The sequence below is a fragment of the Paraburkholderia sp. EB58 genome (assembly GCF_050436665.1).
Lineage (GTDB): Bacteria > Pseudomonadota > Gammaproteobacteria > Burkholderiales > Burkholderiaceae > Paraburkholderia.
Genome location: NZ_JBNDMQ010000007.1, coordinates 90,858 through 115,126, shown reverse-complemented (window position 1 = coordinate 115,126; position 24,269 = coordinate 90,858). Strand labels below are relative to the sequence as shown.

Here is a 24,269-nt window from a genome sequence, read left to right as displayed (position 1 = left end):
GCAGACCGCCTGCGTCACGTCCCCGTTTGCCCGCTCTGCCTCGGCGCCGTGCCGGCGGAGTTGCGCACACGCGTTCCGCGTGTAGCGCCTGGCGTGCTGGAGGACTTTCTCATGGCGCGAGATTGACTCAGGAGTGCTGTGAGTCGTTCATCGCTCGGAGCATCCGTGGCAGCGGCGCTGCCGCGCGCGAGGGAACGGGTGGGGCGGCTGGACTGGCGGCGCCTGCGTGCGTCGTTGGCCGCTTGTCTTGCCGCCTGTTTCGCAGTGCTGGCGAGCAGGCTGGCGAAGGCCGCTTCGTCGACCCGCAGGCCGCGACGCGGCCTGCAATCGGCGAGGCCTTGCAACGCATCTGCCTCGAACGCGGCGATCACAGCCGGGTGGATATAGCAGCGCCGGCATACGGCGGGCGTATTACGCAACAACGCAGCCACTTCCTTGACCGTCGCGACGATGTGCCGTCGCGCTTCCGCTGCGTTGGCGCAGAGCAGCCGTCGCAACGCGGCGAACGCGTAGACGCTGCCGGCCCACGTGCGGTAGTCCTTGGCGGTGAAATCGGCGTCGCTCGCGCGTTTCAGGTAGTCGTTGATGTCCGCTGAGCCGACCGTGTGGCGTGTGCCGTCATCGTCGAGATACTGGAACAGGTCGTGTCCTGGCAACTCGGCGCAGCGCAGCACGATGCGCTTCACGCGCGGCTGGTCGATGGTCACGTCGTGCTCGATGCCGCTCTTGCCGCGAAACCGGAAGCGCACGCGGCCCGCTTCGACTTTCAGGTGCTTTTTACGCAGCGTGGTCAATCCGTATGACTGGTTGTCGCGTGCGTATTCGACGCTGCCGACCCGGATGAGCGTCGAGTCGAGCAATTGCACGATCGCGGCGACCACCTTGTCGCAAGGCATGCCGTGAAGCTTCAGGTCGCGTGTCACGCGCGCGCGGATTTTCGGCAATGCCCGGCCGAACGCAGCGAGGCGCTCGAACTTGTCGGCATCGCGGGTATCGCGCCAGAGCGGGTGATAGCGGTATTGCTTGCGCCCGCGTGCATCGCGGCCGGTTGCCTGCAAATGCCCACGTGAGTCCGGGCAGATCCAGACATCAATGTAGGCGGGCGGAATGGCAAGGGCGTTGATGCGGGCAATTTCATCGGCATCGTCGATACGTGTGCCCGCCACATCGAAATACGCGAAGCCGTCTTTGAGCGGCTTGCGCGTGTAGCCGGGACGCGTGTCGTCGGCGTGGCGCAAACCGCCCGGCATGGTGGCATGCGTCGCCACCGCGTCTGCGGTGGCTGATGGGCGTCGGGTCGATCGTGTCGAGGCGGTCATGTTCGGCGGTAATCGATGCTGGTCACGGTGAAAAAGGGATGCGCAGGCGGCCACGCTTGTCCGCAGCGGCTTACTGGTCATCGCAGTGAGCATCTAGCAAGGGTGATACCTGGCAATACCTGCGATTCGCGGTGGTGTCCGGCGAAGTCCGGTGATGTCAGACCGCGGCCACCGTTGCACGCGCTGTTGCAGCTTTTGCGGTGCACGTCTGCCGGCACGCGGAACGCTCCTTGCGGCGCTTCGGTGCAGGTGCAGAAAACCCACGGAGGCCGAAATGAGCACACTGAATCCCGACGACGAACCTCAACACCAGGTTCGCGAAACCGTCGGCACGACCGGCGCGTTAGGCCCGAGCGACTCGTCCGACAGCGGCAGCGACACAGCTGGCGCCCGGCGCCATGTCTTCGATGTCGACTCGGAACTCGACAATCACGCGCTGGAAACGGGCGATGCCGAACTGGGCAGCGACACGGACCGCCACGGCACCGGCGAACGGGCGTCCGCCGACGGCGACGCCAACCTTTTAGCCGACGCGGACATTGAACCGGACCGCGTCGACGGGCCGTTTGCGCCCGATGACCCGGACGCAGACAAAGCCTGACGTTGCACGGGCATGGCTTTTGCTCGCTAGCTGTTTGAATGGAGCCGAAAGCGAGTTCAAGGCGATGCCAGGTGTAGCGCCAGTTGAATCCACTTTCACGCTCGCAAAGGAGAAGTACGCATGGCTAACTCACTACAGGGCTGCAAGGTAGCAGTCCTCGCACTCGACGGTTTCGAGCAGGCTGAACTGGTGGAACCGAAGCGCGCGCTGACCGCAGAAGGCGCGACCGTTCATGTGATTTCGGCAAAGCCTGGGAAAATCCAGGGCTTCAAGCACGTCGACAAGGGCGATGCGGTCGAGGTCGACACGACGTTCGACAAGGCAACGGCAGCCGAATATGACGCTGTCGTATTGCCCGGCGGCGTAGTAAATGGCGACGCGATTCGTCTGTTGCCGCAGGCGCAGGCCTTCGTCAAGGCCGCCAATCAAGCGCACAAGCCGATCGCGGTGATCTGCCACGGCGCATGGCTGCCGGTGTCCGCCGGCATTATGAAGGGCCGCACCGTGACGAGCTGGCCCAGCCTGCAGGACGACATTCGCAACGCCGGCGGCACTTGGGTCGATCAGGAAGTGGTCGAAGACGACAACTTCATCACCAGCCGTAAGCCTGACGATCTGCCCGCCTTCAACAGAACGTTGATCGCGCAACTGACGAAGCGCAAGGCAGCATAAGCCCACAGCAGGCACATTGACCTGGGAGAAAGTGCATGAGATTCCGGTATTCCGTACAAGCGATGGTCGCAGCCATTGGACCGGGCGATCTGCACCTGAAGACACTCGGGCCGGCGGCATCATGAACGCGATTCTGCCGCGCCCGGCCTATGAGGACGCCACCATGCGCATTACTTTCCCTGACGACACGCCGGGCTTCAACGGGTCGAGCCTGACCGTGCAGTTCATGGCCCAGGTCGACGGCGAACCGGTTCTCTGCGCGATCACGGCCGAGGCGCTGGAGGATCATTTCGGCGCGCAGTCTGCGCTGGAAGAGGTACTGCTTAAGGCATTCGAACAGGGCCGTGGCCGGATCCGTTCGGTATGTGCCGAAGAACTCGACCGGAACGACGGAGGCGGCGTGGTGCTGCACAGCGGACTGTTCCGGGTCGAAGGAATGGAGCCAGGTCGCCGCTAGTCATGGATGTGTCCACAACCATTTTTCGCGATGAAAGGAGGTCTTATGTCGCTCATCGTCGCTGCGCGTTTTACGACGTTTCCGGCGGCTGAAGCCGCCGCACAACGACTTTTCAACAGCGGATTCGTCGAAGAGGATGTCACGCTGTTCTTTGTCAATCCGACCGGACAACATGCACGCTATCCGATCGGCGGCGATACCGGCACGGATGCCGGCGCCACCGAGGCGCCCAAAGGCGCAGGTAAGGGGGTGACGATCGGCGCCGTAGTGGGGGCGGCAGTAGGTGTCGGCATCTTTACGCTGTTTTCCGCTCCACTGCTGGTGTCGGTCATCGCGGCCGGGGTGGGTGCGTATATCGGTTCGCTAGTCGGCGCCATGTCTCACACGCGTGAAGGCGGCAGGTTAAGCCGGCGCACTGCGCAGGATGGCGAGACGCGCGATTCGGGCGTGCTGGTGGCGGTGCATGTCTCGCCGGGCAGCCAGTACGACGCAGGCCGTATCTTGCGCGACGCCGGCGGCACGGCGATCGAACGCGCTACCGGCCGCTGGCAGCAAGGCCGTTGGGCCGACTTCGACCCGACCCGCCCGCCGGAAACCATCCCTGAGCTCAACGAAAAGCACGCCTGAGCGGACGTGCGATCGTTTGGGCGCGACGTCGGTCTGCCATAGGCCGACGCATAAAAAATGCGGCGGCCCGTGGATGCGGTCGCCGCGCGCCAAACCGTGAATCCGCCTCTACAGGCCTTAAACCCAGATACGCAGGGCCGATTGTTGCGGATGAGCCGCGCCATCCGCGGGACGCTGGCCGCGCATGGCTGCGCAGGCCGCGGGTGAAAGGCCTTGATGCGGGGTGTCGCAAGACAGCATCGGTATGGCATCGTGCGGCGCGGCCTTCAACACATACTCGCGGACCTGCATCACCGCGGAGGACGTGACAATCGCCACAGCCAGCAAAAACTCTGCTCTCCTGATCTTCTTCATGATGAGCTCCCTCTGTCGATGTTGCATGCCCATTGGTTTTCGATGTGAGTGTGTCCAGTCGCTCGGCAACCGTCCGCACTGTGGTGGGCAGCACAAATTCAGCAACAACCGTGCCATTGGCTCGAAGCCCCGAGGGAGGGCGGTGAGGCGCGCGCCCGGCCGGTTTGAGCGAGCCTCGCGGGGCTTGGGCGAGCCTGTGACCTAGCAAACATTTACCGTTGCCGGGTAACTTTGCCAAAACCATACGTGCCGAGGCCGCACGTGCAAGGTACTAACGAACGTTTCTGGCAGCCGCGTCGGTACGTCAAAGGGCGGGCGTTCCAGGCACGCGGCATGCGGGATAAAAGGTGAGTCGCTGCCGCCGGCAGCGGATTTGATGAACCACGAAACCCGGAGGATTGCAAATGTCTACCAACGTGACGAGTGTATTGAACGAACTGGTCGAAACATCGAAGGACGGTGAGCGTGGCTTTCGCAAGGCGGCCGAAGATGCGCACGATGCGCAGCTCAAGACGCTCTTCGTCTCGCGGGCAGAAGACTGCTCGCGCGGCGCGCGTGAACTGCAGGATGTCGTACAGAGGCTCGGCGGCAAGCCGGAAACCGGCGGCACGGTGAGCGGCGCTCTGCATCGCGGTTGGACCGACGTCAAATCAGCCGTCGCCGGACGCACTGACTACTCGATCCTCGCCGACTGCGAAAAGGGTGAGGACGTAGCGAAAAAGAATTATCACGACGCACTGGAGAAGGATCTGCCGGCCGATGTGCGCATCGTGGTGGAAAAGCAGTTTCAGGGCGTTCTGCAGAACCATGATCGGATTCGCGATCTGCGCGATCAGTTTGCTGCAGCAAGGAAGTAACTAAAGCTCACTGAGGACACGCGGCGCCGCCACTAAAGCGCGACGCCGTCCGAACCCTCATAACCATAGAAAAGGGGCCGTCCGCGATGCGGACAGCCCCTTGTTCATGCGGGCATCGGCGCCGCCGATGCCGCGAAAGCTGGCTCCGGTTTAGTCGGCGACCACTTTCAGGCGGTTCTTCACGGTCTGTACGCCGTTCACGTTTTGCGTAACTTCTGCAGCCGCTGCCTTGTCATCCGAACTCGGCACCGTGCCCGTGAGCCACACCACGCCGTTGCGAGTCTTCACGTGGATATGGGTCGACTTCACATTGCTGGCTTTGAGCAGATCAGCTTTCACTTTCGTGGTGATTGTGCCGTCATCGATGTGCTGGCCTACGGTTTCGGACGCGGGAGGCGGAGCGGAGTTGCTCGTTTGAGCGGCGGCATTCAGGGCGAACGCGACGCAGGCAATACTGCCCGCTGCCTTAATGAAATGGATGGTCTTCATAAGCTACTCCTTCGTGTTGTTGATAAGAGAGGCGGTCTTGTTACCTGGGCGGTCGATCACGACTGAAGCCCGTCGCCGATGACACGCGTGGGATCGTTGCCGCTACGGTTCCGTCTGGTCCGTTATCGACACCGGATAAACGATTCATTCCCATGGCACCTGCTCGCGCGTGAACCACATGTCTGAGGTTTACCCGTCCACACGACTTCATTCGCAAGGAGCGTTCCCGGCGCGGCGAGAACGCGACGTGCGTGCGGGCGGATTTGCTGTGCGCGACGGATGCGCCCGCCGTGGCGCGCCGCAGCAAAGGGCCGCAACGCTCTGTCGGGCGGCCTTTGCAGCCCGTCCGCATTTTTCCGGCCGATTGTAAAAACGGGCGCGGGAATCGCTCGTGCGCGGCGTGCTCAGGCCCGAAAAAAACAGTAAAGCTGAGAAAAAACAGCAGTTTGCGAAAGCTGGTACGGCAGTTGCTCCGCTTATGCCACACGACTTTTTCGAACTGTTCACAGGACCTCACTACAATGCCGCCTTCAATTGAACTTCGCACAAGGCAGTCGCTTGCACTGACACCGCGGTTGCAGCAGTCGGTGCGGCTGTTGCAGTTGTCGTCCCTCGAGTTCCAGCAGGAGTTGCGTACTGCCCTCGACACGAATCCGTTCCTCGAATACGACGCCACCGACACCGAAGATGTTGCGCTCGCAACTTCTTCGACAGGCGCCGACGGCACCCAGGCAGTGGCCGGTGAAACCGCCATCGCGGGCGAAGCCGACACGATGCTGGACGCCGCGGCCTCCGACACGCGCGAGAGCGTGGGTCAGGATGAATCATCCGGCGACTACTCCAGCGACTCTGGTGACTATTCGAGCAGCGAATACTCTGGAGACTCGTTTAGCCGCAGTTCGTCGCGCCAGAGCGGCGATTCTGAAGGCAGCGATCCGGCCGACTGGGCCCGCGCACAGCCCACACTGCGTGAACAGTTGCACGACGCATTACGGCTCTATCGGCTCGACCAGCGCGACCGTGAGGTCGCGCGTTTCGTGATCGAAGCGCTCGACGACGACGGCTACCTGCGCCAGGACCTGGCCGATCTGGCCGCAATCGTCGACCTCGAGCCCGCATTGACGGAAGACGAACTGCTGGTGGCGCTGCGCCTGGTTCAGGCGCTGGACCGTCCCGGAGTCGGCGCACGTACGCTCTCCGAGTGCCTCGCGCTGCAACTCCACGCCATGCCCGACGATGTGCCGGGCCGCGAGGTGGCACTGCAGATTGTCGAGCATCATCTCGAACGTCTGGCACGCCGCGAGCAGGCTGAACTGCAAAAGCAGATTGGCTGCTCGGCAGATGAATTGCGCGTGGCCTGCGCGCTGGTGCGCAAGCTCGACCCGAAGCCCGGCAATTTCTATGGCCGCACGGAGGACAACTATGTTGTGCCGGACGTGATCGTGCGCCAGGTGCGCAATAAATGGATCGTCAATATCAACCCGGCCGTCCAGCCGCGCGCGCGCATCCATCGCATGTACGCGGAGCTGTTTGCGCAGTCCGCCGGTGCCAGCCGTTCGCCGCTCGCGCAGCAACTGCAGGAGGCCCGCTGGTTGATCCGCAACGCACAACAGCGTTTCGACACGATCCAGCGCGTGGCCGAATGCATCGTCGCGCACCAGAAGGCCTTCTTCCAATACGGCGAAATCGCGCTCAAGCCAATGGTGCTGCGTGATGTGGCCGAGGAACTCGGCCTGCATGAATCCACCATCTCCCGCGCGACGGGCAACAAGTACATGGCAACGCCGCGCGGCATTTTCGAATTCAAGCATTTCTTCCCGCGCGAGCTGGGCACTGAAAGCGGCGGCACCTGTTCGGCCGCGGCCGTGCGCGCGCTGCTCAAGGAAATGATTGCCGCGGAAAACACCAACGATCCGCTCTCGGACGTTTCGCTCGCGCGCATGCTGGCCGAGCAGGGCGTGCTGGTCGCGCGCCGCACCGTGGCGAAATACCGGCACTTGATGAAGGTGCCGCCGGCTGAGTTGCGCCGGCAGGTTTAAGCGGCGATCTGCAACCCACGCGGGCGGCGCATGCCGCCCGCATAAAACTTCCCGCCCCCCACAGGTTTATCCTCCGAACGTTCCTCGTAACGGTGGACGTTTCGCCCGCTCCCCATTACATTGATGGCCGGACCGCGCGTCGCCGACGCGCGGTTGCAGCACGTGCATGCGCGGCCCTCAAGGCGGCGTCCTTGCCGCAGCTGCAAGCGTCTATGGGTAATGTCTTGAACATCGTGTACCGGCACGCCCGGCACACTGCTACAACGGGGTAGGACAGCGGCGCAGTCCCGCTGTCTGTACCGAGAGGAGTGGGTGGATGAAGTATTCAAGTCTGGTCGAGCGCCTGCAGGGCAAGCGCACGTCTGCGTGGGAGATTCACCATGCCGCGCAGCAGGCGCGGGCAAGAGGCGAGGATGTGATCGTGCTGAGCGTGGGCGATCCTGACTTCGCGACGCCGGAGCCGATCGTCGAGCGGGCGGTCGACGCGTTGCGCGATGGCGATACCCACTACACCGCGGTGGTCGGGCGTGAGCCCTTGCGTGCCGCGATTGCGCGCGAGCATACGCGCACGACCGGCCGTGCGGTGAGCGCGGAAAACGTGATGCTGTGTGCCGGTGCGCAGAACGGCATCTTCGCCGCTTCGCTTTGCCTGTGCGAGGCCGGTGACGAGGTCATCGTGCCGGAGCCGCTGTATCTGACCTACGAAGCGTGCGTGCGAGCCTCGGGCGCCACGCTTGTGCCGGTGCCGCTCGATCCGTCGCGTGGTTTTCATCTGGATTGCGACGCGCTCGAAGCGGCGGTTACGCCGCGTACCAAAGCGATTTTCTTCGCCACGCCGTGTAACCCGACCGGCGTCGTGATGCCGCGTGCCGATCTGGAACGCATCGGTCAACTGGCTCGCCAGCACGACCTATGGGTGCTATCCGACGAGGTCTATGCCGACCTGACGTTCGAACGCGAGCATGTGAGCATTGCGTCGCTCGAGGGCATGGCCGAACGAACCGTGACTATCGCCAGCCTGTCGAAATCGCACGCGATGGCGGGTTGGCGAGTGGGCTGGGCCATTGGACCCGCGGAGCTGATCGGTCATCTCGGCCGGCTCGCGCTATGCATGCTGTATGGCCTGCCTGGGTTTATCCAGGAGGCGGCACTGACCGCATTCGAGCATAAGGCGCAGATCGTGGCCGACATGCGCGAAGTTTACCGGCGCCGCCGTGACGTCGTGTACGAGCGCTTGAGCAAGGTGAAGGGCTTGCGCTGCCTGTTGCCCGAGGCGGGCATGTTCATGATGGTGGATGTCAGCGGCTGCGGCCTCGATACCGTCGATTTCACGTGGCAACTGTTTCGTGCGCAGGGCGTCTCGCTGCTCGATGCGAGTGCCTTCGGCGAGACCGCGAATGGTTTCGTGCGGCTCGGCTTCGTGGTCGACGAGGCGCGGCTCGCCGAAGCATGCGAGCGCATCGCCGCGTTCGTCGCCAGCCTGCGGGTGCGCACGCCGGCCTTGAACGCGGGGTAAGGCGGTGGGGTAAGGCGGGGGTAACGCGACTTTCGCACCGTGTTTTGACGCTGCGGTCTTGATGCGGCGTTTACACCGGGCGGACAGGTTTTTGTTCGCCCGATATACCGTTCCCGGTACTGTTGATCGCATGCTAACAACCAGCGGGCGATATGCAGAACAGCCGGACAAAGAGGGGAAACGAAAGCCGTGCCGCACGGGCCACACGCCTGATGGGCGTGGCGCTGGGCGTGTTGGCACTTTCATTCGCGAGTGCGATGCAGGCGGCCGAAGTGCCGTTGATCACAGATGCGCCGGGCGTCGATACGTCGGACGTGGCTGCGCCGATCGTGGCCAGTCAGCCGGACAGCGTCGGCAATGCGTCGGCACTCGTTGAGATCGCAACCATCTTGTCGGGGCAGTTCCGTATAGCGCGTGGCGAGTCGACCACCATTGCGCACGCGGTACTCGACGCCGCGAACCGCTTTGCGATGTCGCCGGTGTTGCTGCTCGGCGTGATCGCCACCGAATCGGGCTTCAACCGCCGGGCGGTCAGCTCAGCGGGTGCCAAAGGGCTGATGCAGGTGTTGCCTTCGGCTCACCCGCAACTGGTCTCGGGAGGCAAGGATCTCTCCGATCCGGTCGTCAACGTGGCCATCGGCTCGTCGATTTTGCGCGGCTATCTTGACGCCTCCGGCGGCGACGTCAACTCGGCATTATCGCGCTATAGCGGCGGTGGCAAAGGCTACGCCCGGCGCGTAGCGCTCCATATGCAACAATTCTCGCGCTTTTTCCCGGACGAAAAAATGTCGCGCTTCTGCGGAAGCAATGCAGAGATTCGTGATGTTTGCAGCGGCAGTTAGCGCCTGGCCGCAGCCCGCACCTCATCCAGCAGTGCCTCACCTGACCATGATGGCCGCACATTGGCTCGCTCGGCTTCCCGCACGAGTTCGCACAGCCGTTGATTGACCGGCGCCGTTCGCCCAAGGCGTTGGGCGAGGTTCACGACTTCGCCATTGATCCAGTTAATTTCCGTTGCACGCCCGGCCGCCAGATCGTCGGACATCGACGAGCGCGCGAGCGGATCGATGGTCAGCATCGCGCGGCCCAGCCGTTCGAACACCGCATCAGGCACGCTGAGAACGTGCGGTATCCAGGAGGTGGGAAGCGGCGTCACTTTGACTGGCCGTATGCCGGCCCGCTTCAGAAGCGCGAGCGCTTCTTTCTGCGCCATGGCGAGGCAGAGCCGGTAGGCGCGTTGCGAGAGCTCTTCCTTCAACGGCCGGTTCGAGAGCGCATTGATGGCATTGTTGAGATTGAGCAACAGCTTCGCCCACTGCACCGGCAACATATCGGCGTGCTGGATCAGCGGCAGACCCGCTTTCCTGAACGCGTCGACGAACGGCTGCATGGCCGGCGCCTGCCTGATCTCCAGCTCGCCGCCTGAACCCTGATGAAATGCGCCAGGGCCGCGTTCGACGACATTGAATGGCACCATCCCCTCCAGCACCGTTTGCTGCGGCAGCGCGGCGCGCAGCACGTCCGCATTGCCAACGCCGTTCTGGAAGCTCACGACGATCGTACCGGGGCGAAGCACGTTCGCCAGTTCCGCCGCAGCCATGGGTGTCGCAGCAGACTTGACGGTGACGAGCACGAGATCGGCTGCGGCGGCGCTGGCCGCATCCGTTGATACGTCGATGCGTTCCGCCGGCGCATGCCAGCGGCTATCGTCGCGCCGCGACAGCGTGATGCCTCGATCGCGTAACTGGTCGGCCACGCGAGCACGCCCAATGAAACTGACGTCGCTACCCCCGGCAAGAAGCCGTCCGCCGACATAGCAACCAATCGAGCCGGCGCCGTAGATAAAGATTTTTGCCATACAGGTTCTCACTTGAGTTAGTCAGCAAATCCGGGGTTGCGGCGATCGAGCCGACGCAGCAGCCCAGGCCACACCAATGCGCCTGGATTGGCGCCTCTCGTTGCGATGCGGATCTGGTCCTTGATGCCGTCGAGAATCGGCTGTGCGATGGGCGTCAGCTTTCCGCCACCTGCCTGGGCGCGCACCTGAATCATGCAGCTTGCTTCGAAGAAGTACATGGCGACGAAGGCGTCCGCCGGCGTCATGCCCACCGTCAGCAGGCCGTGATTGCGCAGCATCAGGTAGCTGTTGTGTCCGAGGTCCTGAACAAGACGAGGTTTCTCGGCTTCGTTGAGTGCGATGCCTTCGTAGTTGTGATAGCCGAGCGATGCCAGCACCCCAAGCGACTGCTGGGAGAGCGGCAGCAGACCCTCTTCCTGCGCCGACACGGCAACGCCGTTGACCGAGTGAGTGTGCATCACGCAAAGGGCGTCTTCGCGTGCCGCATGGATGGCACTATGAATCGTGAAGCCGGCCGGATTGACGTCATACGGCGAATCGGAAACCTTGCGGCCGTCGAGGTCTATCTTGACCAGCGAAGACGCGGTGATTTCGTCGAACATCATGCCGTACGGGTTGATCAGGAAATGGTGTTCGGGGCCGGGTACGCGCGCCGAGATATGGGTAAACACCAGGTCGTCCCAACCAAACAGCGCGGTGAGGCGGTACGCCGCTGCGAGATTGACTCGCGCTTCCCATTCGGCAGGGGATACGTCGTTCTTCAGACTGACAGCAGATGAGGCCATGTCGACACTCCTTATTCGATGATGCAAGCGATGGAATAACCTGGAATAGCGCCCTGCGAGATCGCGCATTGGGTTCCTGCGACGCAGCGGGTGCGTCAAGGGCCAAGGTCATCGCGTCGTCAGATGCGAGTCCCCATGATGGGCGCGAACCCGCCTAAAATCTGTCGGGTACACGACAGCTCAACGCGCCAATGGAATCCAGCCTGCACCGCTACCGCTCACAACTCGAAACGACGCCGTGGTTCAGGGGCTTGTGCGTCGAGTTGCAGGACTATCTGATCGGCCATGCCGTCCTGCTCACGCTGGAAAGGGGCCAATACCTGTATCGGCGCGGCGAGCAGTCTTATGGCCTGTACGCCGTGCTGGGCGGCGCAATGGCTATCGGCACCGTCGGGATGGATGGGAAAGAGGCGCTGCTCGCGGTACTCGGCCCGACCGCATGGATCGGGGAAATCTCGCTGTTCGATGGGTTGCCGCGTCCGAACGACGCCAGCGCTGTCAGCCGGACGCTTTTGCTGCACGTGCCCGAAGCCGCGCTGCAAAGCCTGCTCGATTCCACGCCCCGCTATTGGCGCGATTTTGCGCTGTTGATGGCGCAAAGGCTGCGGGTTTTGTTCGAGAACACCGAGGCGATCACGCTATTGCCCGCGGCGCAGCGCGTGGCGAACCGTTTACTGATGATCGCCGGAGGTTATGGTGGTCTCAACGCGACACAGAGCCGGATAAGGCTCTCGCAGGACAGCCTCGCTTCAATGGTGTCGCTCTCGCGCCAGACCACCAATCAATTGCTCAGGAGCCTCGAAAGTCAACAGATAGTGAGCTTGAAATCCGGGGAAATCGCGATTCTGGATTTCGACCGGTTGCGCGCGGCCAGTCTCGGTGATGCGGATAGGTGAGGTCGCTTTGGCCGTCCTGCGCTGCCGGAGGCGGACGCTATAATTGCGCCAGTCCGTTGTTGCGCAACGCTTTGTCCAGCAGAAACGTCACGCGCATTGACGGCGTGGCGGCTATCCGCGCCGCCAGTCAGACCCTCTACCGCTACGCCAACCCAGCCCATGCAATTCGACCCGATTCAGTCCTTCACGCGCAAACGTCTGTCCGATGTCGTGTCCGACCAGATCAAACGCCTGATCTCGGACGGCGCGTTGATGCCGGGTGACCGCCTGCCCGCCGAGCGCGATCTGGCGACGCAGCTGGGCGTGTCGCGCCCCTCGCTGCGGGAGGCGCTGATCCGGCTGGAAGCGGATGGCTACATCGAAACCTCGGGGCGGGGCGGCTTCACCGTGGTGGACGTCACCGCGCCGATCATCTCGAAGCCGCTGGCGGAACTGCTGCTGCAAAATCCGCGCACCAGCGCCGATATTCTCGAGTTGCGCCAAGGGCTGGAATCGATCTCGACGGTCTACGCCGCCGAACGCGCCACCGCCGCCGATCTCGAGAAGATCCGCAGCGCGTTCGAAGAACTGAAGGCCTGCTCGCTTTCCGGAGATCGCACGAATCTGGCGGAACGGGATGCGGCGTTTCACCTCGCGATTGCCGACTCCACGCACAACATCGCGCTCGCGCATGTGATGCACGGCATTCATACGCTGATTCGCGAAGGCATGCGGCAATATCATCGGCTGATCGAATACGACGACGCGAAAGAGCGGCAATTGCTAAGCCAACATCAGGCCATCTTCGACGCCGTCATGGCGCGCGACGCGCAAAAAGCGCGCAAGGCAGCCGAACGGCATTTGACCTTCGTGCGCGAATTGTATGAGGAAGAGGCGGCGAAGCCGTCCTGATGCATCAAGGCGTCGTCCTCATAGACGGTGACGCCTCGCCGGTTTACCCGGCGGCCGACTCAGGCCACACCAACCACACTTCCACGCCCCGATTGACACGCCTTTCCAACTTCCTTATATTCTTGGTCAGACCAACAATACCAGTCTGACTTGATGCGCAAGTGTAAGCCTTAAGCATCAGCGGAGTGGAATTAGCAGTAAAGTAAGCCTATGCGTCCTCGTCCGGGTCGCAGCGCTTCGCCCTCAATAAGCTGGCCTTGAATCCATGAAAGTCGCACTTTTCATACCCTGCTTTATCGACGCGTTCTACCCGGAAGTGGGGGTAGCGACGCTCGAGTTGCTCGAACGCTTCGGCATCGAGGTTGACTATCCTCAGGAGCAGACTTGCTGCGGACAGCCGATGGGCAACAGCGGCGCGCAGACCGAAGCGGCGGGCGCGGAGAAGGTGTTTGCGCGCAACTTCGCGGGCTATGACTACATCGTCGGGCCCTCGGCCAGCTGCATTCATCACGTGCGCGAGCATCTGACTGCGATCGAGCAGACCGCTGAGGTCAAGAAAGTGCGGGCCGGCGCCTACGAACTGGTCGAGTTCCTGCATGATGTGGTCGGCGCACGTGAATTTCCATGGGCCGAATTTCCGCATCGGGTAGGACTCCACAATAGCTGCAGCGCGTTGCGGCATCTGAAAGAGGCGTCGATCTCCGAAGTCGCCGGCACGCCGTTCTCGAAGCCGCTTACCTTGCTGAAAGGAGTCAAAGGCATCGAGTTCGTCAAGCCCGCACGCCCGGACGAGTGCTGCGGTTTCGGCGGCACCTTCTCGGTGACGGAAGAGCCGGTGTCGGTCCGCATGGGGCAGGACAAGGTCCGTGACCACCTGAACGCAGGGGCGCAATACATCGTCTCGGGCGATATGTCTTGCCTGATGCACCAGCAGGGCTGCGCAGAGCGGATGAAAGCGGAGGCGCGCTTCATCCATATCGCGCAGGTTTTGAACGGAGCACGCGAATGAGCCGGATCGACCACGCCAAAGCGGCAGGCGCCTTCATCGCCAAGACGGAGCACGTGGCGTTTCATGACAAGCGCCTCTGGGATCTGCGCGAAAAACGCGATGCACAGGCCCACAGCATCCCCGAATGGGAGACGATGCGTGAACTTGCCTCGGGTATCAAGGAACACACGCTCTCGCATTTGTCGGAGTACCTCGAACAGTTTGCGGCCGCGGTCGAAGCGAACGGCGTGATCGTGCACTGGGCGGCCACGGCGGAAGAGCACAACGAACTGGTCTATAAGATCATGTCCGAGCGCGGCATGACGACGCTCGTGAAGAGCAAATCGATGCTCACCGACGAGTGTGCGATGCGCGACTATCTCGAGCCACGCGGCATCACGGTGATGGAGACAGACCTCGGCGAGCGCATCCAACAGCTCGATCATCAGGATCCGAGCCATATGGTGGTGCCCGCGGTGCACAAGCTGCGCGGCGATGTCGCGCAACTGTTTGGCCGCACCATCGGCACCGATCCCGAGAACAGCGATATTCATTACCTCGCGGAAAGCCAGCGCATGAATACGCGGCCGTATTTCGTGCGCGAGAAGACTGCCGGCATGACGGGCTGCAATTTCGCGGTGGCGGAAACGGGCACGGTGGTGGTCTGCACCAACGAGGGCAATGCGGACCTGTCGGCCAATGTGCCGCCGCTGCATATCGCGTCGATTGGCATTGAAAAGCTGATTCCGAAGGTGGCCGATCTCGGCGTGTTTATCCGCATGCTGTCGCGCAGCGCGCTGGGTTCGCCGATAACGCAATATACGTCGCACTTTCGCGCGCCGCGACCGGGCACCGAGATGCACTTTATTCTCGTCGACCATGGTCGTTCGGAGCGGCTGGCGATGCAGGACTTCTGGTACTCGCTCAAATGCATTCGCTGCGGGGCGTGCATGAACACCTGTCCGGTTTATCGGCGCAGTGGCGGGCTCTCATATGGAGGCACCTACTCAGGGCCGATCGGCGCGATCATCAATCCGACCTACGACCTCAAACGCTATAGCGCATTACCGTTTGCCTCGACGCTCAATGGCAGTTGCACGAATGTCTGTCCGGTGAAGATCAACATCCACGAGCAGATCTACAAGTGGCGCGAAGTGATCACCGAACGCCACGAAGTGCCGTTCGTGAAGCAGGAAGTGTTGAAAATGGCCGGGCGTCTGCTGGCGAGTCCGACGCTGTATCGCGCGACGGTGTCGTCGATGGGCGGCGCGCTGCGGCGTCTGCCGAATTTTGTGCTGTATAACCCGCTCAATATCTGGGGCCGGCAGCGCGAACTGCCGGAGGCGCCGAAGTTGACGTTTCACGCGTGGTACCGGAAGAATCGCGGAGGTGGCGATGGCAACGCGTGAGGCTTTTCTCGCGAAGGTGCGCGCGGCGCAGCCGGATGCTCGGCAGCGTCCTGAGGTGCCGCTGTTTGCTTCGGCTGGTGGCGATCTGCGGGCGCAGTTTACGGCGGCGCTGGCAGGCATGGGTGGGACGTGTGTCGAGGCGGCTTCAGCGGCGGATGTGCTTGCGTTGATCCGCGAGCGCTTCGGGCCGGATGCCTCGGTGTGTTCGGCCACGCCAGAGGTGCCTGGCACCCGTGCCTTGAGCGCAGATACACCTCCGGTCTCGCTGCAGGATGTGGACGTTGGCGTGGTACGGGCTCGGTTTGGCGTCGCGGAGACGGGCTCGGTGTGGTTCAGCGAGCAGGAATATGTGGTGAACGCGCTTGGTTATATTGTGCAGCATCTGGTCGTGCTGCTCGATCCGACGCAGATGATCGATGGCTTGCAGGACGTTTATCGGCGGCCGGATTTTCAGCATGCCCGCTATGCGGCGTTGGTGACCGGGCCGTCGGCGACGGCGGATATCGAAGGCGTGCTGATTCGCGGTGCGCAGGGGGTGAGGTCGTTGACGGTGGTGTGGCTCGGGGTGCAGTGAGGCTGGTCGAGGTGCGGCTGAATGATCTTTGAAGCCTTGTGCGGTACGGCTTTTTGGCTGAAATAAAAATAAAACAACAGGCAGGTCGCCGCGCGTCTGCCGGTCGCAACGCGGAACTCTCATCCTTTGCAGCCGTGCGGGTTGCCCGGCGTATCGCAGTCAACCACGAACTTTGCGTGCGGTCACGAAACTGCTGCCGCCTCTGCACGACCGAGAACGGTCCCACGAATATTGCGCCCCCGACATAACCCGCCCGTGCGGCAACGCTATCAGTGATGCGGCATGGCGGGTAACGCGAATCGTAACTGCCGGCTTCCAGCTTTCTCCTTCGTTGTGGTCACCCATAGCGAGTCTGTAGTCTGCCGCCCTACGGTCGTTCCCTCGTCCAGGTTCACAGCCTCACTCGGTCCAGAAAGTGGGATTGGTGCGCGAGTGCATGGCCAGAGTCGTCTTTCACCTGGCGCGAACCCGCAAAGACCTGCGCTGCATTCGTTGCGTCGTCATCTCGCATGGTCCGAATAGCGATGGCGAAAGGCGTTCGCATAGCGGAGTTGGACGTAGTTGTTTGGGTGTTCGTAAATCAGTCCGTGTTGATCCGAAGTTTACGGGATATTTCTATCGGCGCTAGCGCGTGTCAAAAAATTCTGATTTAACGTCGTGATTACGCAGACAATTCTTAATGTTGAAATGATTTTGAAAGACTGTAGGCTATTTGAATAAATATTTGACAGAAAATACACACATTTCACGGGCTGAAAAGTATATATTGGATGTCAATTAAACGTTTAAAGACGGAGCTTTAACTGAAGAATGGTTTCATAATCCAGTGCTGGCTGCTCGGATAGGCGGGTGAAGAATTCTGGTAATGAAGCGGCAATACAGTTTTCCGGAGTTTTCGCATGGGGGAGCACAACACCGTTCCTCACGCACCTTCGTTCAGCGCCGCGTGTACAAGGTATTGATCAGCCTGTGTCTGCGGGCCACTTTCACCTTCATGAACCAACGCCCGATAAGAGAAAATATGAGGACATTATTTATACTGACGGCTCTTTGGTTTTTCTCAACTTCGCACGCTTGGGGTGAATCGCTGCACGCCAGTCAAGAGGATGACATTTGCTGCAATACGGTGAAGGTTCCTATGGGAACGTATTTGATGGGTGGTTCGATGATGAATGCCGTGGCCGAGACAATGATCCCATCGGAAAAGATATTGAGACGCCACAACACTTAGTAAAGGTTGGCGTTTTCTATTTGTCAAAGATGGACGTGACGCGGGGCGAGTTTGCTGTTTTTGCAAAGGAAACAGGATTATCTGGCGCGGGGTGCAGAACTGTTGAGCACGGGCGGTGGATCTTCGATTATTCGGCAGGTTGGGAAAATCCAGGCTTTCCTCAAACTCAGAAGGACCCCGTAGTGTGCGTATCGTGGAATGACGCCGAAGAATATATTGCATGATTGAATGAGAAAAATTTCCTCAAAGTCTCGCGTGAAATTTCACTATCGTCTGCCGACCGAAGAAGAGTGGGAATATGCCGCGCGAGCGGGCACGAGAGCACCAGTGTACTGGTCAGGCGGCGCCAGCGTTCAATGCCGATACGCCAATGCACGTGACATCTCATCCAATCAGATTTTTGGCGATCATGGCTCGTTCAAAGCAAATTGCACTGATGGATATGCGGCCACGTCTCCTGCGGGTGCCTTTCCCAGTAATCCGTGGGGATTATTCGATATGCTTGGCGATGCGTATCAATGGACATCCTCTTGCTTTCACAGCTATAAGGATCCGGGTTCAGGGATTGCCGCGCTTCGTTCAATTAGTTGCGAGATACGGATGGTTCGTGGTGCGAGCTGGTCAACAATCCCGTTTGACGTACGTGTAGCCAGTCGAGGAGGTATTGGGCAGGCCAATCGTAGCAGCACTACGGGTTTTAGAGTAGCAGCAGATATGCTGAATTGAGGACGATATTATGGGGGGCTTGAAAGTTCTGAAAAATGAAGATTAATAAAAATTGTCATGAAATTACTATCGTGGGAAAGCTGTTGGGTCTTGTTATCCTTTCATTGGTGGCGATCGCTGCGATGGCCGATGGGCCTATGACCCAGGTTGGGCAGCTTGATCATTTCCGCGACTGCGATGGGTGCTCCGAGATGGTAGTGCTGCCTTCGGGAAAATATATGATGGGTGCGACCAAGGCGGAATTCGAAGGGCAGGATAAGTATTCCTACATGTATATCGATGAGACGCCACGGCACGAAGAGCCCATAAATTCGTTTGCCATTGCGAAATTTAATGTGACTAGAAAGCAGTTTGCCATCTTTGCCAGGGAGACCGGATTTCAGGGCAAAGGTTGCGAAATTTTCAATGGCAAAGCATGGATCACTGACGCTAGCGCGGGCTGGCAGAATCCCGGGTTCAGGCAGACAGATAATGATCCTGTCGTTTGCGTGTCGTGGGATGACGCGCAGAAATATATTGGATGGCTCAATTCGAAGCTGCACAAGACCACGGAAACAGCCTACAGACTACCAACCGAGGCTGAATGGGAGTATGCGGCGAGGGCGGGCACGGTCACGGCTGCGTACTGGGGCAACAATCCCCAGGATCAATGCAAATACGAAAACGCACGCGACGAGTCGGCGAGATTTCTTGATCCAGCAGCAGACCATGCGTCTTGCACGGACGGGTATATCTATACCGCACCAGTTGGCACGTTCAAGCCGAATCCGTGGGGACTGTACGACATGCTGGGCAATGCAGAGCAATGGGTTGAGGATTGCGTGATGGTCGGATATGGCGGTCCGCCTAATCTATCTTCGGCCCAGGATTCCTGTAAATCAAGAGCCTTGCGAGGAACAAGCTGGGCTGGAATTCCTTTTGCCGTCCGGTCCGCAAGCCGGGCAGGAATGGCGGTCAGCACTCGCGAGAGTAACTATGGATTTCGTCTGGCCAGAAGTATCCAACCTTAAACGTGGAGGGTAGTTTTTATGTCTGGAATTGAGATTGTTCAAACCGGAAAAGATGTCGGGACGTTCTTCAACGCGTGGGTGACGTATGTTAACTCTGCACAGCAATACAAGGCGAACCCTGATGATTCTGCTGCGCAGCAAGGCCTGATTTCGAGCGCAGAAGCGCTTTCGAGCGCGATAGCTACGCTTGGAAAGAATCCAACGTTTTCTTCTGCTTTAGGCGGCCTCGCGGGTGTGACCGATTTGCCGAATCAGGTGCAAGCGTACCAGGATGCAGTTCGGCTGCAGCAACCTAATGCTCAAACAGCCGCGTTCTCGTCAATTGCAGGGGACGCTGCCAGCATGGCCGGTACCACGGCCACCTTTATAGGAGCATGGGCAACAGCAATTGGGAATAGTGGTCTTGCTAATTTGATGGGCGAGATTGGGGAGAACGCCAATGATTTCGCCTTGGCTGTAGGTGCGGTTGGTACAGCCGTCGATGTCGGGAACTGGTTCAACAGCACGTTTTTGCCAGGGTTCAACCACTGGATCGGCAATACACCTCCACAGTTGGATGAGGACATGCTGCTCAACATGAATGACCCCAGCGGTGATTCGGAAATCATCATGCCCGGAGCAGGCGGCGATACGTTGGCTGAAACCTCCTTGGCCGGGAATGCATTTCAATATACTGAGAACAATGCTCAGGGCGTGCAAACGAGTGCGGTACAGCTTGCTTATAACGGTTCAGTCGACGATTTGACCGTCGAAGGTGTTGGAGTTGTGGCCGACGTTAGTTCTTTTCAAATTAATATCGCAAATGGCGCGACGAATGCCACCATAAGCGGTTCAGGAAACCAGATTACCGCTGGCTCGGGCAGTACATTTACGCTCGAAGGTACGGGCACAACCGGCGACACGCTGGACCTCGCGGGCGCGACGGACGTGACCGTACTGTTGGGCGATGCGACGACAATGGTAGATCTGGGTATCAACAACAGCCTGACTATCGACAGCCTTAGTGGAGGTGGTACCGTCACAGGCGCGTCGGGAGACAACGTGAACCTCGAGGGTAACGGCATCACGCTTAACGCTTCGGGTGGGCAATACACGCTTGAAGGAAGTGGCGATGCGGTGAATCTCAGCAACGGATCCGTCACGCTGGACGCAGGCATTTCGGCAACGCTGAACGGCGTTAACTCCGCGGCATCGTCGAGCGAATCCGTTACGCTTGACTACGGTTCGAATGGTCAGGATAACGAAAATATTTACAACTTCACGAGTGGTGGCTCGCAAACTCAGTATTTCACCGATCTTCCAAGCGGTGTTTCGGAGCAGATCGATAACTTCACCGGCGCGAATGGCACTGGCACTGAGACGTCCGATATCACCGACTACAGTTCCGGCTATTCAACGGAAACGCTTCTAAGCGGCCTTGGAGGCGGCATTGCCTCCGAGATCGAAGATTTCAGCGGAACGAACGCTACCGGCGTAAACACCGAGAACATCTACAATTTCACGACTGGTGGCTCCCAGACCCAGACCTTCTCCGGTTTGCCGGGCAGCGACTCCGAGATCGTCGACCAATACAGCGGCGTAAATGGTGCTGGGTCACTGAACTGGCAAATCACAGACCTTTCTTCCGGCAGTTCGACGCAAACGTATTACACCGGGCTGGCCAGTGGCGAATCATCCGAAACCGAATACTTCACCGGCACAAACGCTTCCGGCACCCAAACCGAAGATCTCTACAATTTCACGAACGGCACTTCGCAGGAGCAATTCTTCACAGGCCTGCCGTCGGGTGACAAATCGATCATCGAAGACTACAGCGGAGCAAACGGCACAGGCACAGAAACCGAAGACCTCTACAACTTCACGAACGGCTCCTCCCAAGCTCAATTCTTTACGGGCCTGAGCAACGGCGAGTCTGAGCTGATCAACGACTACACCGGCGCAAACGGCGCTGGCACGTTGAGCTGGCAGATCGCTGACTTCACCGCCGGCAACTCGCAGGAGACGCTCTACACGGGCCTCGCCGCCGGCGAATCCTCCGAAACAGTGGCTTTCACAGGCACCAACGCAACCGGAACGCAGACTGAAGACCTCTACAACTTCACCAACGGCACCTCTCAAGCGCAATTCTTCGCTGGCCTTGGCAACGGCGAGTCGGAGTTGATTAACGACTATACCGGCGCGAACGGCGCTGGCACCTTGAGCTGGCAGATCACCGACTTCACGTCTGGCGATTCGCAGGAAACGTTCTACACAGGCCTGTCCAGTGGCGAAACGTCGTTGAGCGAGTACTACGCGGGCACAAATGGCACGGGCGCCAACACCTGGGATCTGATCGACCTCAGCAACGGCACTTCACAGGAGCAGCTGTTTACCGGACTGCCCAGCGGTGATTCTGAAGTTCTCCAGAACTATTCCGGAAGCAACGGCACGGGGTCGATGACGCAACAGCTTGTGGACTTCACTAACCGCAGTGCACAGCTCGATCTTTACAGCGGTGGTCAACTGACGAGCCAGGACAATTTCAACTCGTCAAGCCAGTTGACATCGGAGTATCTGTTCTCAGGCGGCAAGGAAACGCAGGAAGATCTGTTTACGCCGGGTGATAACTACGCGAGTACTGAGATTTATTTCAACGTGGATGGGGCAGAGAGCTACCAGGCGACCTTCAACCCGATTACCGGCCAGGAATCCCAGGAAGATATCTTCAACGGATCGACGACCGAGCAGGAGCGCTTGTTGTTCACGGCGAACGACCCGTATGCTTCGACCGAGATGACCTTCTATAGCAACGGCGACGAAAGCAGCCAGATCAATTTCAACACTGTAGGTCAGGAACTGGAAAACATCCTGTTCAATTCGATGGGACAGGAAACAGAAGCCGAGCTGTTCAATCCCGGGCAGGCATACGCTTACGAAGAATGTTTCTTCACCGGCGGCAATTACGCATCGCAGATTGACCTCTTCAACCAGTCTACTGGCACCGAAACGGGATATGAAGACTTCAATGCATCGACCGGACAGGAAACCGCGTCCTACGCCGGGGGCAGCAGCATGGACGGCGGATACACGGACGACTCCTCGGACTGGGGCGATTCGTTCTGGGACGGCGGGTATGGCTACTTCGGCGGATACGGGTTTGCCGGCAGCGCATCGACCGTGCAGGCAGCGGTCGGAAGCAATATCGGTTCGATCGCACAGGCCGATCTGGCAAACGGCAATCAGACGGGGGCGGCGGCGGCACAGGCTGCTCTGAGTCAGGCTTCGCAGATCGCTTCGACCACGCCGACATCCGGCACGGGTAACGCCGTTCTGGAAGGCGCGCAGTGGGACAGCCAGATCATCACGTGGAGCTTCGCGGCGCCGGCTGGCACTGACAGCGCTGCCGAGGCGACGTACATGGCGCAGGTGCAACAGGCGTTTGCCACGTGGGCGGCAGCTTCGGGGCTGACGTTCGAGGAAGCCTCCAGCCCTTCCCAGGCCAATATCCAGATCGGTTTTGGACAGCTCGGTACAGCGTCCACGGGCGTGGTGGGCTACACGACCGGGACCGTACAGGGCGGCCAGATCGAGGGTGCAAACATCAAACTCGAGGATCCGTCGCAGGACGCACTTGCTACGGGCGCCGACGGACAGCTCACGTACGCAGGAACCGCCGCAACGCTTGAACAGGTCCTGCTGCATGAGATCGGGCACGCGCTGGGCCTGGCTGACAACGCGGACCAGAGCTCAGTCATGTACTACGAGCTTACGTCAGCCAACCGTACGCTCGATGCCACGGACCTTGCCGGCATGCAGTCGCTGTACGGCGGCGCTGCGAGCCCGCTCTCCAGTTCGTCGGCAGGCAGTCAGGTGGATCAGTTGATCCAGGCGATGGCCGCATACGCGCCAGCGTCGTCGTCGGTGACGAGTCCGGCCGTCATTGCCCAATTGAGCACGCAACCGTTGCTGGCCGCGTCGCTCCACTAACAGCTGCTTGCCCAGTACGAGCTGGCGCCGCATGTCTACGCCAAAAACGTAGACCTGCGGTACGGACTCAAGATGTAATCGAACATGATAGATACACCAATACACCTAAGCATTACTAACGGTAAATCAATTCTGTGGTAAACAACCTCCATCTGATCTCAGGCCTGCCCCGTTCAGGCTCGACGCTCCTATGCGCGCTGCTACGCCAGAATCCGCGCTTCACGGCCTCAATGACGAGTCCGGTCGCTGCTCTTTGCGGCGGGCTCCACAAGAATATGTGCGTCGGCGAATTCGCGGTGTTCTTCGACGACGCCAAACGCGCCGCCATGCTTCGCGGCGTTTTCGACAGCTACTACGCGCAAGTGCGATCGGACCAGGTGGTGTTCGATACAAACCGCACGTGGACCGGGAGAGTCGCGCTACTCAAGGCGCTCTATCCAGCTTCACGCATCATCTGCTGCGTGCGTGAGACGGGCTGGATTATCGACAGCATCGAGAGGATGCTTGCGAAGAACCCGTTACAACTCTCGCGCATGTTCAATTTCCAGCCGGGCATGTCGGCGTATTCTCGTGCTGAAGCGCTAATGAATTCTGAAACCGGCCTGATTGGTCTGCCGTGGAGCACGCTTCGTGAAGCGTGGTTCGGCGAAGAGGCGAAGCGTCTTATCGTCGTTCCATACGATCATCTGGTCGGCGCGTCTGAGCGCACGCTGCGGCTGATTTATCAGGAAATCGGCGAGCCGTGGTTTACGCACGACTTCAATAACGTCGCCTATAACGAACCGGACTACGACGCGTTGCTCGGCATGCCCGGCCTCCACAAGGTCAGGCAAAAGGTCGAACACCAGGTCCGCAAGCCCGCTATTCCTCCGGATTTGTTTGCCAAATTCGCGCACACGCAGTTTTGGGAGAAACACGAGTTGAACGTGCGCGGAGTACGGGTTCTTTAGCCATTCTGAATTCAACGGATCGACACCACCTCGGTGGCAGATATAAAAAGCACT

23 protein-coding genes are annotated in these 24,269 nt (G+C 60.0%); 18 read left to right on the top strand and 5 right to left on the bottom strand.

Going from position 1 to position 24,269, the window contains the following annotated elements; all coding sequences use genetic code 11:
* Positions 1-14: 14 nt before the first annotated feature.
* Entirely contained in the window at positions 15-1,319 is a 1,305-nt protein-coding gene (locus P3T40_RS12615; RefSeq protein WP_429268028.1) for a DNA topoisomerase IB, read from the bottom strand.
* Between the two features lie 274 nt (positions 1,320-1,593).
* On the opposite strand from P3T40_RS12615, the gene P3T40_RS12610 reads away from it, so the two are divergent.
* The 4 genes from P3T40_RS12610 (at position 1,594) to P3T40_RS12595 (ending at position 3,676) form a co-directional block, all read left to right on the top strand.
* Entirely contained in the window at positions 1,594-1,920 is a 327-nt protein-coding gene (locus tag P3T40_RS12610) for a chemotaxis protein (RefSeq protein ID WP_429268027.1), read from the top strand.
* 120 nt (positions 1,921-2,040) lie between these two features.
* Complete coding sequence (locus tag P3T40_RS12605) at positions 2,041-2,592, top strand: type 1 glutamine amidotransferase domain-containing protein (RefSeq protein WP_429268026.1); 552 nt, start codon at positions 2,041-2,043, stop codon at positions 2,590-2,592.
* Positions 2,593-2,713: 121 nt separating this feature from the next.
* On the top strand, positions 2,714-3,049 hold the full coding sequence (locus tag P3T40_RS12600) for a DUF1488 domain-containing protein (protein WP_429268025.1): 336 nt from the start codon (positions 2,714-2,716) through the stop codon (positions 3,047-3,049).
* 45 nt (positions 3,050-3,094) lie between these two features.
* Entirely contained in the window at positions 3,095-3,676 is a 582-nt protein-coding gene (locus P3T40_RS12595) for a hypothetical protein (RefSeq protein ID WP_429268024.1), read from the top strand.
* Between the two features lie 117 nt (positions 3,677-3,793).
* Here P3T40_RS12595 and P3T40_RS12590 read toward each other — a convergent pair whose 3' ends face one another.
* Positions 3,794-4,030 (bottom strand): hypothetical protein, encoded by a 237-nt coding sequence (locus tag P3T40_RS12590; RefSeq protein ID WP_429268023.1) that lies wholly within the window; start codon positions 4,028-4,030, stop codon positions 3,794-3,796.
* Positions 4,031-4,434: 404 nt separating this feature from the next.
* On the opposite strand from P3T40_RS12590, the gene P3T40_RS12585 reads away from it, so the two are divergent.
* On the top strand, positions 4,435-4,887 hold the full coding sequence (locus P3T40_RS12585) for a PA2169 family four-helix-bundle protein (protein ID WP_429268022.1): 453 nt from the start codon (positions 4,435-4,437) through the stop codon (positions 4,885-4,887).
* A gap of 150 nt (positions 4,888-5,037) precedes the next feature.
* Here the strand turns inward: P3T40_RS12585 and P3T40_RS12580 are convergent, their stop codons facing one another.
* The gene (locus P3T40_RS12580; RefSeq protein ID WP_429268021.1) at positions 5,038-5,376 is read right to left on the bottom strand and encodes a BON domain-containing protein; all 339 of its coding nucleotides are present in this window, start codon (positions 5,374-5,376) and stop codon (positions 5,038-5,040) included.
* 521 nt (positions 5,377-5,897) lie between these two features.
* Between P3T40_RS12580 and P3T40_RS12575 the strand changes: the two genes are divergently transcribed.
* The 3 genes from P3T40_RS12575 (at position 5,898) to P3T40_RS12565 (ending at position 9,773) form a co-directional block, all read left to right on the top strand.
* On the top strand, positions 5,898-7,415 hold the full coding sequence (locus tag P3T40_RS12575; protein WP_429268020.1) for an RNA polymerase factor sigma-54: 1,518 nt from the start codon (positions 5,898-5,900) through the stop codon (positions 7,413-7,415).
* Positions 7,416-7,731: 316 nt separating this feature from the next.
* Positions 7,732-8,931: a pyridoxal phosphate-dependent aminotransferase gene (locus P3T40_RS12570; protein ID WP_429268019.1), complete on the top strand. Its 1,200-nt coding sequence runs from the start codon at positions 7,732-7,734 to the stop codon at positions 8,929-8,931.
* Between the two features lie 230 nt (positions 8,932-9,161).
* Positions 9,162-9,773 (top strand): lytic transglycosylase domain-containing protein, encoded by a 612-nt coding sequence (locus P3T40_RS12565; RefSeq protein ID WP_429268018.1) that lies wholly within the window; start codon positions 9,162-9,164, stop codon positions 9,771-9,773.
* Here the strand turns inward: P3T40_RS12565 and P3T40_RS12560 are convergent.
* Both P3T40_RS12560 and P3T40_RS12555 read right to left on the bottom strand, forming a co-directional pair.
* Entirely contained in the window at positions 9,770-10,789 is a 1,020-nt protein-coding gene (locus P3T40_RS12560) for a 2-dehydropantoate 2-reductase (protein ID WP_429268017.1), read from the bottom strand. The two genes, P3T40_RS12565 and P3T40_RS12560, sit on opposite strands and share 4 nt — an antisense overlap.
* A 17-nt stretch (positions 10,790-10,806) precedes the next feature.
* On the bottom strand, positions 10,807-11,574 hold the full coding sequence (locus P3T40_RS12555; protein WP_429268016.1) for a class II aldolase/adducin family protein: 768 nt from the start codon (positions 11,572-11,574) through the stop codon (positions 10,807-10,809).
* Between the two features lie 191 nt (positions 11,575-11,765).
* On the opposite strand from P3T40_RS12555, the gene P3T40_RS12550 reads away from it, so the two are divergent.
* The 10 genes from P3T40_RS12550 to P3T40_RS12505 all read left to right on the top strand — a co-directional run bounded on the left by P3T40_RS12550 (position 11,766) and on the right by P3T40_RS12505 (position 24,215).
* Positions 11,766-12,470, top strand: coding sequence for a Crp/Fnr family transcriptional regulator (locus P3T40_RS12550; protein ID WP_429268015.1), 705 nt, complete (start codon positions 11,766-11,768; stop codon positions 12,468-12,470).
* A 159-nt stretch (positions 12,471-12,629) separates the two neighbouring features.
* Positions 12,630-13,361: a FadR/GntR family transcriptional regulator gene (locus P3T40_RS12545; RefSeq protein WP_429268014.1), complete on the top strand. Its 732-nt coding sequence runs from the start codon at positions 12,630-12,632 to the stop codon at positions 13,359-13,361.
* A 265-nt stretch (positions 13,362-13,626) separates the two neighbouring features.
* On the top strand, positions 13,627-14,370 hold the full coding sequence (locus P3T40_RS12540) for a (Fe-S)-binding protein (RefSeq protein WP_429268013.1): 744 nt from the start codon (positions 13,627-13,629) through the stop codon (positions 14,368-14,370).
* Positions 14,367-15,758 carry a lactate utilization protein B gene (locus tag P3T40_RS12535; protein WP_429268012.1) on the top strand — a complete coding sequence of 464 codons (1,392 nt, stop codon included), beginning with the start codon at positions 14,367-14,369 and terminating at the stop codon, positions 15,756-15,758. The genes P3T40_RS12540 and P3T40_RS12535 overlap by 4 nt, the downstream gene beginning before the upstream one ends.
* Positions 15,745-16,332: a LutC/YkgG family protein gene (locus P3T40_RS12530; RefSeq protein ID WP_429268011.1), complete on the top strand. Its 588-nt coding sequence runs from the start codon at positions 15,745-15,747 to the stop codon at positions 16,330-16,332. Before P3T40_RS12535 ends, P3T40_RS12530 begins: the two co-directional genes overlap by 14 nt.
* 1,113 nt (positions 16,333-17,445) lie before the next feature.
* Positions 17,446-17,787: an SUMF1/EgtB/PvdO family nonheme iron enzyme gene (locus P3T40_RS12525; RefSeq protein ID WP_429268010.1), complete on the top strand. Its 342-nt coding sequence runs from the start codon at positions 17,446-17,448 to the stop codon at positions 17,785-17,787.
* Between the two features lie 4 nt (positions 17,788-17,791).
* Positions 17,792-18,289 (top strand): formylglycine-generating enzyme family protein, encoded by a 498-nt coding sequence (locus P3T40_RS12520; protein ID WP_429268009.1) that lies wholly within the window; start codon positions 17,792-17,794, stop codon positions 18,287-18,289.
* 35 nt (positions 18,290-18,324) lie between these two features.
* Positions 18,325-19,299 (top strand): formylglycine-generating enzyme family protein, encoded by a 975-nt coding sequence (locus P3T40_RS12515; protein WP_429268008.1) that lies wholly within the window; start codon positions 18,325-18,327, stop codon positions 19,297-19,299.
* Between the two features lie 18 nt (positions 19,300-19,317).
* Positions 19,318-23,265, top strand: a complete 3,948-nt coding sequence (locus P3T40_RS12510) for a matrixin family metalloprotease (RefSeq protein ID WP_429268007.1) — start codon at positions 19,318-19,320, stop codon at positions 23,263-23,265.
* Positions 23,266-23,399: 134 nt separating this feature from the next.
* Positions 23,400-24,215, top strand: a complete 816-nt coding sequence (locus tag P3T40_RS12505; protein ID WP_429268006.1) for a sulfotransferase family protein — start codon at positions 23,400-23,402, stop codon at positions 24,213-24,215.
* The last annotated feature ends 54 nt before the right edge of the window (positions 24,216-24,269 follow it).

Coding starts and splice junctions, on each gene's coding strand:
- P3T40_RS12615 (WP_429268028.1), bottom strand. CDS start 1,319: ATGACCGCCTCGACACGATCGACCCGACGCCCATCAGCCACCGCAGAC.
- P3T40_RS12610 (WP_429268027.1), top strand. CDS start 1,594: ATGAGCACACTGAATCCCGACGACGAACCTCAACACCAGGTTCGCGAA.
- P3T40_RS12605 (WP_429268026.1), top strand. CDS start 2,041: ATGGCTAACTCACTACAGGGCTGCAAGGTAGCAGTCCTCGCACTCGAC.
- P3T40_RS12600 (WP_429268025.1), top strand. CDS start 2,714: ATGAACGCGATTCTGCCGCGCCCGGCCTATGAGGACGCCACCATGCGC.
- P3T40_RS12595 (WP_429268024.1), top strand. CDS start 3,095: ATGTCGCTCATCGTCGCTGCGCGTTTTACGACGTTTCCGGCGGCTGAA.
- P3T40_RS12590 (WP_429268023.1), bottom strand. CDS start 4,030: ATGAAGAAGATCAGGAGAGCAGAGTTTTTGCTGGCTGTGGCGATTGTC.
- P3T40_RS12585 (WP_429268022.1), top strand. CDS start 4,435: ATGTCTACCAACGTGACGAGTGTATTGAACGAACTGGTCGAAACATCG.
- P3T40_RS12580 (WP_429268021.1), bottom strand. CDS start 5,376: ATGAAGACCATCCATTTCATTAAGGCAGCGGGCAGTATTGCCTGCGTC.
- P3T40_RS12575 (WP_429268020.1), top strand. CDS start 5,898: ATGCCGCCTTCAATTGAACTTCGCACAAGGCAGTCGCTTGCACTGACA.
- P3T40_RS12570 (WP_429268019.1), top strand. CDS start 7,732: ATGAAGTATTCAAGTCTGGTCGAGCGCCTGCAGGGCAAGCGCACGTCT.
- P3T40_RS12560 (WP_429268017.1), bottom strand. CDS start 10,789: ATGGCAAAAATCTTTATCTACGGCGCCGGCTCGATTGGTTGCTATGTC.
- P3T40_RS12555 (WP_429268016.1), bottom strand. CDS start 11,574: ATGGCCTCATCTGCTGTCAGTCTGAAGAACGACGTATCCCCTGCCGAA.
- P3T40_RS12550 (WP_429268015.1), top strand. CDS start 11,766: ATGGAATCCAGCCTGCACCGCTACCGCTCACAACTCGAAACGACGCCG.
- P3T40_RS12545 (WP_429268014.1), top strand. CDS start 12,630: ATGCAATTCGACCCGATTCAGTCCTTCACGCGCAAACGTCTGTCCGAT.
- P3T40_RS12540 (WP_429268013.1), top strand. CDS start 13,627: ATGAAAGTCGCACTTTTCATACCCTGCTTTATCGACGCGTTCTACCCG.
- P3T40_RS12535 (WP_429268012.1), top strand. CDS start 14,367: ATGAGCCGGATCGACCACGCCAAAGCGGCAGGCGCCTTCATCGCCAAG.
- P3T40_RS12530 (WP_429268011.1), top strand. CDS start 15,745: ATGGCAACGCGTGAGGCTTTTCTCGCGAAGGTGCGCGCGGCGCAGCCG.
- P3T40_RS12520 (WP_429268009.1), top strand. CDS start 17,792: ATGAGAAAAATTTCCTCAAAGTCTCGCGTGAAATTTCACTATCGTCTG.
- P3T40_RS12515 (WP_429268008.1), top strand. CDS start 18,325: ATGAAGATTAATAAAAATTGTCATGAAATTACTATCGTGGGAAAGCTG.
- P3T40_RS12510 (WP_429268007.1), top strand. CDS start 19,318: ATGTCTGGAATTGAGATTGTTCAAACCGGAAAAGATGTCGGGACGTTC.